12 protein-coding genes are annotated in these 15,791 nt (G+C 58.4%); 5 read left to right on the top strand and 7 right to left on the bottom strand.

What is annotated here, in order from left to right; genetic code table 11:
- Position 1 precedes the first annotated feature (1 nt).
- The 3 genes from MW046_RS07955 to MW046_RS07945 form a co-directional block, all read right to left on the bottom strand.
- Positions 2 to 2,335, bottom strand: coding sequence for a DEAD/DEAH box helicase (locus MW046_RS07955; protein WP_247992585.1), 2,334 nt, complete (start codon positions 2,333 to 2,335; stop codon positions 2 to 4).
- Positions 2,336 to 2,408: 73 nt separating this feature from the next.
- Positions 2,409 to 3,374, bottom strand: coding sequence for a hypothetical protein (locus MW046_RS07950; protein WP_247992584.1), 966 nt, complete (start codon positions 3,372 to 3,374; stop codon positions 2,409 to 2,411).
- 91 nt (positions 3,375 to 3,465) lie between these two features.
- Positions 3,466 to 4,941, bottom strand: coding sequence for an MATE family efflux transporter (locus MW046_RS07945; RefSeq protein ID WP_247992583.1), 1,476 nt, complete (start codon positions 4,939 to 4,941; stop codon positions 3,466 to 3,468).
- A 90-nt stretch (positions 4,942 to 5,031) separates the two neighbouring features.
- On the opposite strand from MW046_RS07945, the gene lipA reads away from it, so the two are divergent.
- Positions 5,032 to 5,976: a lipoyl synthase gene (gene lipA / locus MW046_RS07940; RefSeq protein ID WP_368411318.1), complete on the top strand. Its 945-nt coding sequence runs from the start codon at positions 5,032 to 5,034 to the stop codon at positions 5,974 to 5,976.
- Positions 5,977 to 5,979: 3 nt separating this feature from the next.
- Here lipA and MW046_RS07935 read toward each other — a convergent pair whose 3' ends face one another.
- Together MW046_RS07935 and MW046_RS07930 are read right to left on the bottom strand one after the other, a co-directional pair.
- Positions 5,980 to 7,491 carry a flippase gene (locus tag MW046_RS07935; RefSeq protein WP_247992581.1) on the bottom strand — a complete coding sequence of 504 codons (1,512 nt, stop codon included), beginning with the start codon at positions 7,489 to 7,491 and terminating at the stop codon, positions 5,980 to 5,982.
- 87 nt (positions 7,492 to 7,578) lie between these two features.
- On the bottom strand, positions 7,579 to 8,532 hold the full coding sequence (locus tag MW046_RS07930) for an alkaline phosphatase family protein (protein WP_247992580.1): 954 nt from the start codon (positions 8,530 to 8,532) through the stop codon (positions 7,579 to 7,581).
- A 225-nt stretch (positions 8,533 to 8,757) separates the two neighbouring features.
- Here MW046_RS07930 and MW046_RS07925 point away from each other — a divergent pair, with 225 nt between their 5' ends.
- Positions 8,758 to 9,510 carry a phosphocholine cytidylyltransferase family protein gene (locus tag MW046_RS07925; RefSeq protein ID WP_247992579.1) on the top strand — a complete coding sequence of 251 codons (753 nt, stop codon included), beginning with the start codon at positions 8,758 to 8,760 and terminating at the stop codon, positions 9,508 to 9,510.
- Positions 9,511 to 9,549: 39 nt separating this feature from the next.
- The gene (locus MW046_RS07920; RefSeq protein WP_247992578.1) at positions 9,550 to 10,719 is read left to right on the top strand and encodes a CDP-glycerol glycerophosphotransferase family protein; all 1,170 of its coding nucleotides are present in this window, start codon (positions 9,550 to 9,552) and stop codon (positions 10,717 to 10,719) included.
- Positions 10,720 to 10,748: 29 nt separating this feature from the next.
- Here MW046_RS07920 and MW046_RS07915 read toward each other — a convergent pair whose 3' ends face one another.
- Positions 10,749 to 11,744: a glycosyltransferase family 4 protein gene (locus tag MW046_RS07915; RefSeq protein WP_247992577.1), complete on the bottom strand. Its 996-nt coding sequence runs from the start codon at positions 11,742 to 11,744 to the stop codon at positions 10,749 to 10,751.
- Positions 11,745 to 11,885: 141 nt separating this feature from the next.
- Entirely contained in the window at positions 11,886 to 13,487 is a 1,602-nt protein-coding gene (locus MW046_RS07910) for an O-antigen ligase family protein (RefSeq protein ID WP_247992576.1), read from the bottom strand.
- 190 nt (positions 13,488 to 13,677) lie between these two features.
- Between MW046_RS07910 and pdhA the strand changes: the two genes are divergently transcribed.
- Positions 13,678 to 14,781 carry a pyruvate dehydrogenase (acetyl-transferring) E1 component subunit alpha gene (gene pdhA / locus MW046_RS07905; protein WP_247992575.1) on the top strand — a complete coding sequence of 368 codons (1,104 nt, stop codon included), beginning with the start codon at positions 13,678 to 13,680 and terminating at the stop codon, positions 14,779 to 14,781.
- Positions 14,778 to 15,779 carry an alpha-ketoacid dehydrogenase subunit beta gene (locus tag MW046_RS07900; protein ID WP_247992574.1) on the top strand — a complete coding sequence of 334 codons (1,002 nt, stop codon included), beginning with the start codon at positions 14,778 to 14,780 and terminating at the stop codon, positions 15,777 to 15,779. The genes pdhA and MW046_RS07900 overlap by 4 nt, the downstream gene beginning before the upstream one ends.
- The last annotated feature ends 12 nt before the right edge of the window (positions 15,780 to 15,791 follow it).

Here is a 15,791-nt window from a genome sequence, read left to right as displayed (position 1 = left end):
CTCACACGACACGCACCGTTTTCGATTCCGTGATCGGAACGAGGGGCAACTCGGGAAACGCCACGGTGATAGTGTACTCCAGTTCGTCCGCGTCGCCGCCGAACACCCCGACAGGAACGGAGGTTTCCCCGAGATACGTGTTCGTATCCATCATCGACACGCCGTTGACGGTGACCGCGACGGTCGCCCGGGCGGTTCCGGCGGTCGTCTTGACGGTGACCTCACGAACGTCGTTCTCACCGGCCGGGATGGCGTCAGGAAACGCACCCCACTCGATGACGACAGCAGGAAGCTCGCGGGCGCTGTCGAGGACTCGTTTCGCAACCCCCTCCGAGAGTCCGGCGTCGACGAGTCCATCGACACCCATCTCGACGACATCCGCTGGTGTCGACAGCCCTGCCCGCGCGAGGGTCTTGGCCCGTCCGGACCCGACGCCGTCGATCGCGGTCAACCCGACGGCCTCGGTGCTGATCGCGTTCTCGACGCGTGCCTCAACACGACGCGCCACGTTCGCCGCAGGCGGATCGGCGAACCGATCGAGAAACGTCCGAAGCGCCCCCAACAGCCGGAGCGCATTGTGGCGGATCACCCACGCGTCGCTCTGTAGTTCCGATGGCGTCGAGCCGGTCGTGCTCGATTTGAGGATTGCCAACACCTTCCGATGGCTGGGTTCCGAAAGCGACGTGCGTCCCGACACAACAGCAGAGATTGCCTCTCGCTCGCTCTGTCGGGCACTGACGCTGTCGAACTCCGTTGCGCCAGCGACCGTCTCTAGCACGTCGGCTTCGGTCACCGTGTCGCGCTCACAGAGCGCGTCAAACCGGGCTGCGGTGTCGAGCCGGAGGTAGTAGCGGGAAGTGAGCTGCCCCAGCGGCGTGGGTTCGACGTGACGCTCGTCGGTCTCCACGAACCCATCAGCGACGAGTACAGACAGCGTCTCGCGTGCGGTGTCCCGCAGTTGCTCTCCCGAATCATACGCCGATGCGCGCTCGGCGCGCACGAAGTAAAACGTGGTTTCGAGCCACTCCATCACGTCGTCGAGATCGCCGATCGTGCCCAGCGCGATTTCAGCGTTGAGATGAGATGCGAGATCGTCCGCCAGTCGGGATTCGATCGGCGTTCCGTCCTGCAGCAGCGTACGATAGCTCTCGGCGTCCGCTCGGTCACAGACCACGTAGGCGTAGCCGGCGTCGTCGTAACCCGGCCTGCCCGCACGCCCAAGCATCTGGAGCACGTCGAGCGGACTCATGTCGACCTCGCCTTCGAGGGGATCGTGGAGCTTCGTGTCCCGAATGACGACACAGCGAGCCGGGAGATTTACGCCCCATGCGAGTGTCGAGGTCGAGAACAACAGCTGTATATCGCCCCGCCGAAACCACTTCTCGACGTGGGTTTTGTCCTCGCGGGACAGCCCGGCGTGGTGAAACGCGACGCCGTCGAGTACGGACTTTCGAAGGGTCTCATTCGAGAGGGTTTTGGTTTCGGTGTGAAAGTCGTACTCGCCGCGTGCGCCGATCGGAACGTCCCGAGACGCCAGTTCGTCTCGGGCTTTCTCCGCGGCTTGACGCGTGTCTTGCCGAGAAGCGACGAACACGAGCGCTTGTCCGCCGTCGCGGATGTGTGGCTCGGCCAGATCGAGCGCGCGGTACAGTCGACGATACTTGTCGGCGAACGGATTGTCACCGTGTGTGTACGTTCGAACCTCCGCAGAGAGGGGGATCGGCCGGTAGTCCTGACCGAACTGGAGCGTCGTTTCCGGGACGGCGTCGAGCCAGCCAGCCACGTCGTCGATGTTCGGCATCGTGGCCGAGAGGGCGACGATGCGCGGCTCACAGAGCCGGCGAAGGCGTGCCACCGTCACTTCGAGGACGCTGCCCCGCCGGTCCGAATCGAGCAGATGCACCTCGTCGATGACACAACAGTCGACGTTCCGGACGAACTGGTATCTGGATGAATCGTGTTTCCGGGTGGCAGAATCGGCCTTTTCCGGCGTCATCACGAGGATATCAGCGCGCTCGGCTTTCCGAGAATTGAAATCACGCTCGCCCGTGACGACGTACACCGAATAGCCGAGATCTTCGAACCGTTCCCATTCGCGTTCTTTCTCGTTGGTGAGCGCACGAAGCGGAGCAAGAAACAACGCCGTACCCCCCGTTTTGAGCGTCTTGCAGATGGCGAGCTCAGCCAACGCGGTCTTTCCCGACGCCGTCGGGGCACTGACGACGACGTTCTCCTCGCGTTCTAAAATCGCCGGCAGCGCCTCCGTCTGCATCCGATTGAACGAATCGAAGGGGAAGGCGTCGGCGAACTCCGGGATCCGCTCTGCGACGTTCACAGCGAAGGACGGATCCGACGGACCAAATGGATTTCTTTCTCTGTCTGGCGGACGGAACCCCGTCGTTCCACTGCTATGGGGTGTAGCTGACCGATGCAACGCCGTACTCCGCGTCGGTCGAGACATCCTTGCGGACCTCGCCGTCCTCTAGAATCTGAACCGTGAGCGTCTCAGAGCTGTCGTCAAGTTTCTGTGCGTTCGCGGAGATCACGACCGGGTGATCGTCCTCGATAGCGATCGTCTCCATCCCAGTCCCGTCTACAGACTTGGTTTGCTCGTCACCACCAACGACACCGCTCCATTCCCGTTCGTATCGAATCCGAACCGCAAAGCCGGACGCTACTGAGCCTGAGTCGGAATCACCGTTCCCCTCACCCTCTCCGTCGCTTCCCTCATCCATCCCGTCGTCTCGATCAGCTCCGTCCTCGCTCTCATCTGTATCTGCATTCGACCCTCTAGTCCCCGGTTCCGTTTCGGATTGGGGTCTTCCCGTCGTTTCGTCCGGTTTGTCGATCGTTTCGAGTAACGCCTCGTGTGAGAGCTGTCCATGGAGATACTCGCGGGCGATGTCGTCAGTGAGTTCCCATTTGTACCAGACGTTTCCGGACGTTCCAACGACAAAACGCATATCCCAGCCGGACCCACCCGTCCGGCGGGTCAACTCGATGAACGCATCGGCAAATACGTTCATCAGCTGTTCGTGATTGGAGTCATCCGCCGGATACAACACCTCGATCGTTTCTTCGCGAACGTTGGACGCCCACTCTACCTGAAGATCCTTTGACCGCAAAATCTCCTCGTACATACTGATGAACGCGTTTGCTTCGAGCGGTGTCGAGCGCTCGGTTTCGGTGAACGAACCGTCTGAAACAGGGGTGCGTTGTTCGACACGCAAGACGTTCAGCTGTGTCGACTTTGAACCGTTCGGCGTCCGCGTGGTCGATGAATCATCAGACACCTCAGAGCTATCGAGCCAGAGGCAACCGGATGAAACCGTCGAGAGTGAAATCATTCCAACAATGAACCGCCTTCTCCTCATTATCTGAAAGGAATGTCTGTAAATGATAAGCTTTGTGTCGTTACTACAGTGAGAGATGACTGAGAACACACAAGAGAGAGAGACCGTACAGTCAGTCCGCGGCTGCGGCGTGGGCCGCTCGATCGAGCATTCCATCCGTGATCGAATACCGGTAGTAGCCAGCCAATCCGACGGCGGCGACGACGTTCGAGATCGTAACAGCCCAGAAAACCCCCGAAGCCTGCAACGAGAGGACGATCCCACCGACGACGGCGATCGGAAGTCGCACACACCAATACTGGAAGAAGCTTGCCGCGAAGCTCGTTTGAGTACGTCGCGCTCCGTTGAACCCGGCTTGAAAGAGATACATAGCACCAATCGCTGGATAGCCGTACGCGAGTATAGCGAGATACTCGACGGCGAGGTGCGTTGCCGTCGACGACAGTGAGGGAACGAACAGGGTGGCGATCGTTTCGGGAACCATCAGTTGAGCGAGGCCGATGAGGGTGAGCGTGCCGCCAGCGATTCCGACGCCGATCCACGTCGTTCGACGCGCGCGATCAGTCGATCCCGCACCGAGATTCTGCCCGATGATGCTCTGGGCGGCCTGTTGGAGGCTTCTCGAGGGGATGACGGCGATGCTTGCAACCCGGTAGCCGACGATGTAGGCCGCAAGCCCGGCGCTTCCAGCCGCACGGAAGACGACCAGAATTAATGCCAACTCTACGCCCTGCTTCAAGATGGACTGACCACCAGCCGGGATACCGATGTCTATGAGTTCTCGAATCGTGTTCGTATCGATACCGACAGCAGCCCACGAAAGCATCCCGTCGTTGCGACCGCGCGCGATCAACGTCAATCCAACCACCCCACCGACCCCGTATCCGATGAGCGTCGACAGCGCAGCGCCCGCGATGCCGACGCCACTGAACTGCGTCATCGACGACAACACGGACTGGAGACCACCCAACCCGAGTCCCACGAACAGCGGATTGTCGTGAAATCCGAATATCATGATCGGATCGAGAACGATGTTCACCGAGAGGGCAATGACGTTCATGTACAGCGCCGCCCGAGAATCACCCCACCCGATGAACGCGGCTTCTGTCGTATCAGAGATGCCAGCGATCCACACACCGATGGCGAAGACACCGAAATACGTCACCGCGAGATCGACGACCTGAGACGAAACGGAACTGGGACGAACACTCATGAGCAGTTCGAAGAACGGACGCGCTCCGGCGAACGCGATCACGCCGAGTACGAGTCCGGTAACGACCGAAACGACCATTCCCGTGAACAGTCCCCGACGAGCACCGGACAAGCGCTCGCTGCCGACGCGTTGTGAAACCAGCACCTGCGTTCCGACGAACGGCATGACCAACACCACAGAGGAAACGATCGAGATGAGCGGCATCGTAAAGCCGATCGCCGCCACCGCATCGCTGCTCAACCGTCCGACCCAAAACAGATCGACCACCTGCTGGATCACTTGCACTACGTTCTGGACCAACAACGGGGCTGACAACACCAACAACCCCCGTACCAACGATCCTTGCGTTATATCTTCAGTGTTGATATTGAACATTAAAATAGTGTTCATCTAATACATTGATAATATTTATGTAATTTAATTGTTATGAAAGATATGAACCACAGGTTTTAATCGTGGAAGGTCGTGCTTTCGGGTATGAGCCGCGCGCGCAAGCCCGATTGGTTGAAGATGCATCCACCGTCGGGTCGGCGCTTCACCGAGATCAAGGAGGTGCTCCGGGATCACGATCTCCACACGGTGTGTGAGGAGGCAAACTGCCCGAATCTGGGTGAGTGTTGGAGCGGTCGTGAGGGACCAGGGACCGCGACGATCATGCTCATGGGCGATCGGTGCTCACGCGGATGTAACTTTTGTGACGTGAAGACCGGTGGGATGGAGCCGCTCGATCCAGAGGAGCCGGTGAACGTCGCCAGCGCGATCGCGGAGATCGGATTGGAGTACGTCGTACTCACCTCCGTCGACCGGGACGATCTTCCCGATCAAGGAGCTGGACATTTCGCTCGGACGATCGAGGAGATCAAAACCCGACACCCCGAGACGTTGGTCGAAGTGCTCGTTCCCGATTTCCGGGGAGAATCCGACTGCATCGAGAAGATCATCGATGCCGAGCCGGACGTGATCGCCCACAACGTCGAGACGGTCGAACGACTTCAGTGGCCGGTTCGGGATCGGCGGGCGGGCTACGAGCAGTCGTTGTCCGTGCTCGAACAGGTGAGCGAAACGTCCGAGATCCACACCAAGACGTCACTGATGCTCGGTATCGGGGAGTACGACCACGAGATATACCAGACGATGAGCGATCTCTCGGAGATCGATGTCGACATCGTGACGTTCGGTCAGTATCTCCAACCGTCTCGGAGCCACCTCGAAGTGAGCAACCACGTCCATCCGGCCAAATTCTCCACGTGGCGACAGGTTGCTCACGAGGAGTTCGGCTTTCTCTACTGTGCAAGCGGTCCGCTCGTGCGTTCTTCCTATCGCGCTGGAGAGCTGTTCGTCGAAGCCGTTCTCCGCGAGGGGGAGTCTGTCGAAGCGGCCAGACAGGCCGCTGATGTCGACGCCCGATAACGCTCAGGACAGCACGGATTCGAGCGCAGGGACCGACTCGACGAAAAACTCCTTGTCCTCCTGTTCGATTCCGAGAGCGAACAGCCCGAGCGCAAAGACGAGTGCACCGACGGCTCCACCGATGACGAGCAAGAGATACCCCGAGAGGAACGTTTTCAGGCCGAACATCACAGCACCAGCCCCGACGCCAGCAAAGATCGGTTTGAAGAATTTCAGCGAGTACGGCACCAATCCTTCGAGATACCACACCTCGACCACCCGAACGAAATTGATCACCGATAGGACGCTCACTGTCGCAAGCGCAGCACCGACGAGACCGAACCAGCTGATGAACAGGTAGTTGAGAACGACGTTGAGCACCCCGAGCACCCACTCGTTGACCATCGATACGTACTGGTGGTCGGTCATGATCAGCATGTAATTACTCGGACCGGCGAGGGCGTTCATCAGCTCTCCGAGGACGAACAGCAAGAGCACGGTAACACCGGTCGTGAACGCGGTCCCGAATATCCCGAGCAGTTCCTCCGCGTAGACGAGCGTGGCAGCCGCGGGAAGCAACGAAATCGTGAACGTCCACCGAGTTACCATCGTGTACATCGATTGGAGTTCCTCGATCTCTCCGTTCGAATACAGGCGAGAGGCGATCGGCGGAAACAGCTGGTTGAAGCCGGTGAGTGGTAGTCGAAGCAAGCTTGCGAGCACGGTTGCGATGTTGTAGACGCCGACGCCACTGCTCGCAGAGAGCAAAAACCCGACCATCAACACGTCGATCCGCCGGTACAACAGCCGTCCTGCGTCCAAAAACGTCAGTGGGAGTGAGACGTCGTAAAACTCCCGAACGTCTCCGCGCGACCCTCCAAGCGTCGGGCGAAACGAGGTACGGGAGAGAAACACCGCGGCCGCGATCCCGAACGTCAGGACGGTACCGACGATGATGGCAGCCGTAACGCCGACGACGGACGCCCCGACGACGAGCGCGGTTCCGGCGGAGAGAATCCGGAGCGTCTGTGTGGTTACGTTCTCCAAGAGCATCTTGTACGCCTGTCGCTCGACGCTCTGAAACACGCTGCTGACGGTTCTCGTGAGTGTGTAGAAGACGATGAAGACGGCAAAGATGCGCAAAACGTCGGCGAGCAGCGGATCGTTCAGCGTCAACTCGGTTATCGTGGGAGCAAAGACATACAGGCTGCCGCCCAACAGGAGACTCCCACCGAACGACGTTAGATACGCGAGCCCGAGCAGTCGATTCTGCTGGAGAAGATCGTCCTCGTATTGGGGGATGAACTTCAGAATCGCCTTGCTCGTCCCGAGATCGGCGAAGTTGACGACGAACATGGCGAGCGTAAACCCGTATGTGTAGATACCGTACAGTTCGGCTCCCAATCCACGGGTTAGCAACACCTGAAACACGAACCCCAGCGCCTTGCTGAGACCAGTCCCGATAGCGAACACCGACGCACCACGCGTAACGGATCGAAGTGAGGAATAGAGACCCGAATCAGATCGAGACGGCATCTGTACATGGACGTGGGCGAGATCTGTTGATTATCCTTTTCGTTTCGATCTCGACGGCGCAACCACCGGAGTGCCATCGTGTGCGACTCACACGTATCCGAGATCCCGCAGTCGATCGGTTACCGTGTCGTCGTCATCGATCCCTTCGCTGCGGTCGAGCGTTGGCTCGTACTCGCCATCGTCCACACCGGTCGTTACGCTCCATGGAACACGTCTGATAGAGGGAAGCAGCATGTGAGAGGGATGGCCCCAAAATCCGAACTCCCCGAAAGCGTTGGCGTGATCGGCAGAGATCACGACTCGATTCGCATCGAGGTTTTCCAAGAGCAACTCGACGTCATCAAGCGCGTATCGGAGGTTGTCCCGGTAAGCGTCCCACACACGATCCGCGGAGAGCGTGTATCCGGCCTGATCCCAGAGGTCGTTGAACCCATCGCCGAAATCCTCCGGGCCCTTGTACGAACCCAGATCCGGTTCGGTCACGAACGGCACGTGGGGTTGCATGTAGTGGACGATCATTCGATCCACGGATTCGTTGCGCCAGACGTCGATCGCCGAATCGGTCAGCGGCCGTGCTGGGATCGTATGGAGGTCGTCGTCCCACGCATACCGCCAGACCTCATCGAAATACGCGAACTCCGATCCCGAGAACATTCTCGAAAACGGATTGCCAGTCACGTAGGCGGTACTGGCCGTCTCGTCCGCGTATTCGCCGTCGAAATTGCGCTCCATCCACGTCGATGATTTACTTGCGATCGAATAGAACGTCTCTATCTCCCCGAGAAATTCGTATTCGTCGGCGACCTCCCGAAGGAGATCGACCCGGCACGCATCCAAGACGACGAGGACGTCCCACTCGCGTTCGTAAATCGAATGGCCGGGATTGCCGATCCGACGAATGTACTGTTCGTTTAGTTCGTGGAACACCGCCCTCCACGTGGTCACTGCTCCCTCTCGAGCCCCCGCAAGTCCGTTCTTCTGCCACTCTTCGTAGCCGTATCGGATCCGTCTTCGGAGCCAATTCGTCAGTGAGGGAGACACGTGGTAATGCTGATGACTGAAGTACAATACCGTTTCGTTATTCCACTGTCAGTGGATACTGAGCCACCGATACACGTCTTGGTCGCGACAATGAGGAAAAACGATAGTGACGAGACTTTCCACCTATTATCAAACCCTCTCAAGATGGTTTTAAGCGCTAAACATCTAGAATTTCCCTGTAATAGAATCCAAGCGTTAATATGTACCGTTGATACAAATCCATCCATGAATAGCCATCGTGCAGATGGTCTCGGTGGGGATCCGAGTACGCAAGCGATCATTCTCGCCGCCGGTCAAGGACGGCGACTCCAACCGTTAACCGACGACACACCCAAGACGCTACTGGACGTCGGTGAGCAGGCTATCCTCGAACATATCCTCCAAGCACTCGAAACGAACGGATATGAGCGAGTCGTCATCGTGACGGGGTTCGAAAGCGAGCAGATCAGAGACCACTGTCGCTCCCGAGAATCGCTGGAGATCGAGTTCGTTCACAGCGAGCGGTTCGACTCGACCAACAACATCTATTCGTTGTGGCTGGCACGGGACTACGCCCTAGATGGATTCACGCTAATAAACTCTGACACTTTGTTTCCAGCATCGAGCCTCTCGAAGCTACAGCAAAACGATGGGAGCGCCCTCCTTGTCGACCCAGAAACCGAACAAACGGGCGAGGAGATGGTGGTGGCGTTCGACGGTGACGACATCGAAGCTATCGGAAAGGATCTCAGTGGTGGGGCCGCCGAGTACATTGGTCTCTCGAAGTTCACCGCCGAAGACGCGAGCGTGCTGTTCGAGCACATCGGGGATTTCATCGAACAGGAGGAGGTCAACGGATGGTACGAAGGAGCGTTCGATCGCCTGTTCGACGACGTGAGCGTCGGGTTCGTGGAAACTGACGGTCCGTGGATCGAGATCGACACCGAAGAAGACCTATCAGAAGCAAGAGGGATCTACGGACGGATCACAGTCGAGTGACGGAGAAACGATATGGATTTTAACGGAGTTGTTTCTCGTGTGAGTGCTGGTCTATCGTACCTCTGGCTCGGGTTGCTGTACGTTCTTTCGTTCGTCTGGCCGAAAGACGAAACGCTGTGGGTGTTCGGTGCCAAGGAAGGTTCAGCGTTCGTCGACAATTCGAAGTATCTGTATCTTCACACGGCCGAAGAGCGTCCGAATGTACGGGCGGTGTGGCTGTCAAGAAACGAGACCGTGGTCGAGACGCTGCAATCACGAGGGTACGAAGCGTACCATGCTGACTCGTTCCGTGGGACGTACGCGAGCCTCCGGGCGAGTGTCGCGTTCGTGAGCCACGGTACACAGGACGTGAACGTATGGTGTGCCGGTGGCACGACGATCGTCGGGCTGTGGCACGGCATCATGCTGAAGCAGGTCGAATGGGATGCTCATCGACAGATCGATCACCCCATCGTTGGACCGATCGAGCGGGGCAAATACGCCCTCTTCAAACAGTTCGACTGGCTGACCGTGACGAGCGAGGCGATGGTCGAACCGTTCGCGTCCGGCCGGAATATGGATCCATCACAGGTCGTCGTCACGGGGTATCCGAGAAACGACCTTCTCGATGGAACGTTTCCGGACGGACGAACCGAAACCGAGGCGGACATCTACGAGACGGCGGCCAAACGCCACGAGGAAAGCGACGTGTTCCTGTATGCGCCCACCTTTCATGAGGAAACGGGCCAGCACGTCGGGGAACATCTCGATCTGTCGAAGCTTGACGCAAAGCTCACCGAGATTGATGCGTACCTCATCGTCAAACCCCACCCGCGAGACCGGATAGACGTCGATCGAGCTGAATGTTCGCGGATCATCTCGATGCCGTCCGCGCTGGACGTGTACCCGCTGTTGCCGTCAATCGACGCCCTGATCACGGATTACTCCTCGTTGTATTTCGATTACCTGTTGCTCGATAGACCTGTCGTCTTTTATCCGTTCGATCGAGAGCGGTACCGCGAGACACGAGGGTTCAATCTGGACTACGACGAGGCGACGCCCGGTCCGGTTGCGACGGAATTCGACGAGCTACTGGTCAGCATCGAGTCGGTACTCGAAACCGACGAGTTCGCGGCCGAACGAGACGCGGTCCGAGAGGAGTTCCTCCAACCACCAGGGACGAATCGGTGTGAGGCCGTTTGTGATCGGTTCGATCCCGCCCGGGAGTGAACGATCGATCAGTGGGGGCGTGATCGCTGTCAACTCCAGTCCTCAAGGACGTTCTCCCAGAATGCGATGTGTCGGTGTGCCTGCCGCCGGTTGTGTGTGGTCATCCGTTCACGACCAGCCGTTGCGAACGATGCACGTAGGTCGTCGTTTCGAACGAGCGTCCGAACGGCGTTCGAAACGCCCTCCGCAGTGGACGGACAGACGATTCCCGCATCACCCACCGCTTCGGGAACACCACCACAGTCACCGGCAACGACCGGCAGGCCAGCAGCCTCCGCTTCGAGAACCGTCATGGCGAGCGAATCGAGGTAACTGACGTACACGAACAGATCCGCCGATGCGAGTAGGTCGGGAACGTCATCGCGGAAGCCGAGCACGCTAACGCGGTCAGCGTAGGGGTAGTCCGAAACGATCTCTCGAAGCTCATCGAGTTGCTTGCCCCCTCCTGCGATCCGATATCGGAGATCGTCGTGGGTCGCAAACAACGGTTGTAATCCGTCGAGAACGGTTTGAACGCCCCGCAGCTTCTCCTGATACCGAAGGTTCGTCACCGTCAGTAGCTCACGGGCGTCAGTAGTCGAAACATCGGTATCCTGTATATCGGATTTGTAGCTGTCGACGTCGAACACCGGCATCGAATACCCATACCGGTCGAACGAGAGCGGAAACCGATCTTTTGTTATCTGTGTGACGTACAGAACGCCCGCGATATTCTGGCGTGAGATGATACTGAGAGTCCGGATCAGCGCGTGCATACGCCGGGTGTACTGACCGTGAGTGTTCGCATAATCGTCCCATCCCTGTAGATGCGTCGTGACCGGAACGTCTGCGAGGGTGCCAGCGCCAACGGCACTCACCCCGTACCGAAGCAGTTCGTCGGTTTGGAGCAAATCGTACCGTTTCGCGTATGCGAGATCGGACAGGGTTAGAACGTCAGCCGTGTAGTCGACCGGAAGCTGGTCGAGTGTCTGCGCGAGTGCATGAGCGTACTGCTCTTTTTGATACAATAGCCCAACGCGTGTCATTTACTGATAACCGACGTCATCGTTTTATCGATCGTTTCGAGGGCAAGGCGGATCGCATCGGTGGCGTGAAAGAGCCGATAAGAGGTTCGCATACTACAACACAGTTCAGGAGTCGGGTATAATTCTGTTGTTGTGTATTAGTTATTTCGTGGACCCGACGACCGCGCCGGCGAGCATCCAGAACGTCATGTACGCGACCTTCCCGATTTCGCCCGCGGCGATCCAGAAGTTGATGGCGTGGAAACCGAGCATGCCACAGGCGATCATCGCCCAGAGCAGCCGGTCCTCGTCGATCGCCGTCACAGCGTTTTTGACCGCTACGACGAGAACTGCGAGAAGGCTGGTGACGAACAGGAGTATGCCCGGTATCCCGGTTCCAACCAGAAAGGACAGGTACACGTTGTGCATCGAGATCGCACGCGAGACGCCGTAGCTCTGTGCGACGAGCGAAAAGTTCATCCCACCGATCCCGAACAGGGGATTGGTGATGCCGATTTCCAGCGCCGCGACGTACTGCTGGACTCGTATCGAGAGGTTCCCCGTGTTTATCAACGGAACGGCGTCCAACATCGATATGATTATCTCGGAATCGATTCGAGACAACATTCCGGAGCCGTCCACTGGTTCCGGAGCCGGCTCCGGCTCCGGCGCTTCCTGACTGGCGGTTCGTGAGAAAAACAGGAGGCAGCTCAACAGGCCCGCACCGACAGTAGTGGCGTATCCACGAGCGTAATCGTACAGCCCGAGTCCATCTTCCTCGGCCGTGCGGTGGATGTACGCCACCGAACCGATCATCAGCGGGACGGTAAGCAAAAACGCGGCCCAACCGGAGTCGGTTGCGCTGACCCGAAGGAGAAAGACGCCGCCGGTGATAAATCCGAGAGAGAGCACTTGCTGCCAGTTTGAGCCCCTGATGACGCGCTCTACCGCGATCGGAATCACGAGTAACAACAGCGCGGTCAAAATCCGAGCGATACCAGCGAACCCACCGGCGTACGTCGAGGCCGTGACTGCGATGGGTCCGATATAGAAGGTTTCAAAGCCGTAGCCGCTTGCTTCGCCGAGATAGCTGAGACCGAATGAGCCTCGGTTGAACACTTCGGCGATCGCAAACAGCACGTGTCCACCCACTGCGATGAGCAGCGAATACGTGACGGTTCGGAGTCCAACGTACCGTCCAATGACCATTGCGATGCCGAACAACAGCAGATGTCGAAGCTGAGCCACCGAGAAGAAAAGCCCCATCATCGTCGATGGGCCGTCGCCCATGACGGCAGCGATGGTTGCCCAAACGACGAGGCCGGCGAGTGCGTACCCGGCGATCCGCGCGCTACGATCGGTTGGTAGTCTGAACCGTGCTGAGGTCCACACCAACAACAGGACAGCAAGCGGCACTGCCGCGACGTCAACCAGCATGATCTCTAACGTGTACGCTCCGAGCTGACCACCGCGACTGATTCCAGCGATTGGAATCTCAGCCTGGAACGTACAGAGGACGATGACCCCGCTACACAGCCCTTCAAGGAAGTTGTCCGTGAGAACTGCCCAACCAGCATAAACGACGCCAGCGATGGCCACCACCGCGAGGAGTGGGAAACCAGTTATAAGCGTTACGAGAGGAACGACACCCACGAGAAGAACCGTAAGTGAGAGCGCAGAGAGAAGCATACCACGCTCGGTAACAGTACCGGGCGGATCGGAGAAAAATGAGAGTAGTGAGTTTCGCACTACTGTATAACTCATGACTTCTCAGTGACTTCCGGCATAGATAATTATTTTGTCTTGGAGTCAACTTGGCAACGTCTCTCATCGGTACAGTGATCGCAAACGCCCCATACGGCGTTTGCATGGCAAGATTAGCAACGAGAGAAAGATATTTACGAAAACACTATACGGACAGCGGGAAAGTTTCGTATATGCTGCAGAGGGAAGTATGAGTACGCTACAACGCGACCCCGATAAGCGCGTTCAGGTTCTCGACGAAGAGGGACGCGTCTACGATGGGGCCACGGTACCGGAACTCGAGGAGGACGAACTCATCGAGATGTATCGAGAGATGAAGATCGGACGTCACTTCGACCAGCGTGCGGTGAGTCTCCAGCGACAGGGACGGATGGGCACGTTTCCGCCGATGTCGGGACAGGAAGGAGCCCAAGTAGGGAGCGTTCACGCGTTGGCAAAAGACGACTGGCTGATACCCTCCTACCGCGAACACGCGGCTGTCTATAGCTCTGACGTCAATCTGTCGGAGACACTTCGGTACTGGATGGGTGACGAGCGCGGCAACAAGATGGATGACCAGCCCGTCTTCCCGTCGACCGTCCCGATCGCAACCCAGATACCACACGCCACGGGAATGGCGTGGGCGTCGAAGCTCAAGGGAGAAGACCGCGTGTTCATGTGTTATTTCGGAGACGGTGCGACGAGCGAAGGTGACTTTCACGAGGGATTGAACTTCGCAGGGGTGTTCGATACCCCTACGGTCTTTTTCTGCAACAACAACCAGTGGGCGATCTCCGTCCCACGAGAGCGCCAAACGGCTAGCCAAACCATCGCGCAAAAGGCCACTGCGTACGGATTCGAGGGCGTTCAAGTCGATGGGATGGATCCGCTCGCGGTGTACCAGGTGACCGAAGCGGCCGTCGAAAAAGCCCGAGAACCGGACGGAGACGACAGGCGGCCGACGCTGATCGAAGCCGTTCAGTATCGATTCGGTGCGCACACGACGGCGGACGATCCGAGCGTCTACCGCGACGACGACGAAGTCGAACAGTGGAAGCGCCGCGATCCGATCCCGCGGTTCGAGGCGTATCTCCAGAACGAGGGACTCCTCGATGAGGAACGCATCGACGCGATCACGACCGAGATCGAAGCGGAGGTCGACGACGCGATCGACGCGGCCGAATCAACCGATCGACCCGATCCATCAGAGATGTTCGAACACGTTCATTCGAAAACGCCGGATCGGGTGGCAGATCAGCGCGAGGCGTTCGAACGACTTCGTGACAGACACGGCGACGAGGAGCTACTGGAATGAGCACACAAAACCAGCAATCGACCACAGAAGATCTCACGCTCGTACAGGCGGTCCGAGACGGTCTGTACGGCGAGATGGAACGGAGCGAGGACGTCATCGTCATGGGCGAAGACGTCGGGAAAAATGGTGGCGTCTTCCGCGCAACCGAGGGACTGTACGATGAGTTCGGGGGAGATCGCGTTATCGACACGCCGCTGGCCGAATCGGGCATCGTCGGCACCGCGATCGGGATGGCAGCCTATGGGCTGCGTCCAGTCCCCGAAATCCAGTTCATGGGGTTCATCTACCCCGCATTCGATCAGATCGTCTCCCACGCCGCGCGGATTCGCACCCGATCACGAGGACGATTCTCCTGTCCGATGGTGGTGCGCGCGCCCTACGGCGGTGGGATCCGCGCGCCCGAACACCACTCCGAATCCAAAGAGGCCTTTTTCGTCCACGAACCCGGTTTGAAAGTCGTCGTACCGAGCACACCGACGGACGCGAAGGGATTGCTCGCGTCGGCGATCCGCGATCCGGATCCAGTCGTGTTTCTCGAACCGAAGCTCATCTACCGGGCGTTCCGCGAGGAGGTGGCAGAAGACACCTACACCACGCCGCTCGGTGAGGCAGCGATCCGTCGGGAAGGATCGGATGTATCGGTGTTCACGTGGGGCGCGATGGCCTACCGGACGCTCGAAGCTGCCGAGGAACTCGCCGGCGAGATCGACGTGGAAGTCGTCGATCTCCGAACCCTATCGCCACTGGATACGGACACCATCGTGGAGTCGTTCAAGAAGACGGGACGGGGAGCCGTCGTTCACGAAGCGCCCAAGACCGGTGGGCTTGCGGGCGAAATCACCGCCACCATCCAAGAGGAGGCACTGCTCTACCAAGAGGCACCGATCAAGCGTATCACCGGGTTCGACACGCCGTTCCCGCTGTACGCGCTCGAAGATTACTATCTCCCGGAACCGACGCGGATCGCCGATGGGATTCGAGACGTTGTGAACTTCTGAGTACAGATATCG

The organism is Halocatena salina, from assembly GCF_023115355.1.
Lineage (GTDB): Archaea > Halobacteriota > Halobacteria > Halobacteriales > Haloarculaceae > Halocatena > Halocatena salina.
Note: the sequence above shows the minus strand (reverse complement) of the source record. Positions and strands in the feature narration are given on the sequence as shown.

Bases quoted from the DNA above. Each gene is read 5' to 3' on its own strand.
- MW046_RS07950 (WP_247992584.1), bottom strand. From the start codon at position 3,374: ATGAGGAGAAGGCGGTTCATTGTTGGAATGATTTCACTCTCGACGGTT.
- MW046_RS07945 (WP_247992583.1), bottom strand. From the start codon at position 4,941: ATGTTCAATATCAACACTGAAGATATAACGCAAGGATCGTTGGTACGG.
- MW046_RS07935 (WP_247992581.1), bottom strand. From the start codon at position 7,491: ATGCCGTCTCGATCTGATTCGGGTCTCTATTCCTCACTTCGATCCGTT.
- MW046_RS07925 (WP_247992579.1), top strand. From the start codon at position 8,758: ATGAATAGCCATCGTGCAGATGGTCTCGGTGGGGATCCGAGTACGCAA.
- MW046_RS07915 (WP_247992577.1), bottom strand. From the start codon at position 11,744: ATGACACGCGTTGGGCTATTGTATCAAAAAGAGCAGTACGCTCATGCA.
- MW046_RS07910 (WP_247992576.1), bottom strand. From the start codon at position 13,487: ATGAGTTATACAGTAGTGCGAAACTCACTACTCTCATTTTTCTCCGAT.
- pdhA (WP_247992575.1), top strand. From the start codon at position 13,678: ATGAGTACGCTACAACGCGACCCCGATAAGCGCGTTCAGGTTCTCGAC.
- MW046_RS07900 (WP_247992574.1), top strand. From the start codon at position 14,778: ATGAGCACACAAAACCAGCAATCGACCACAGAAGATCTCACGCTCGTA.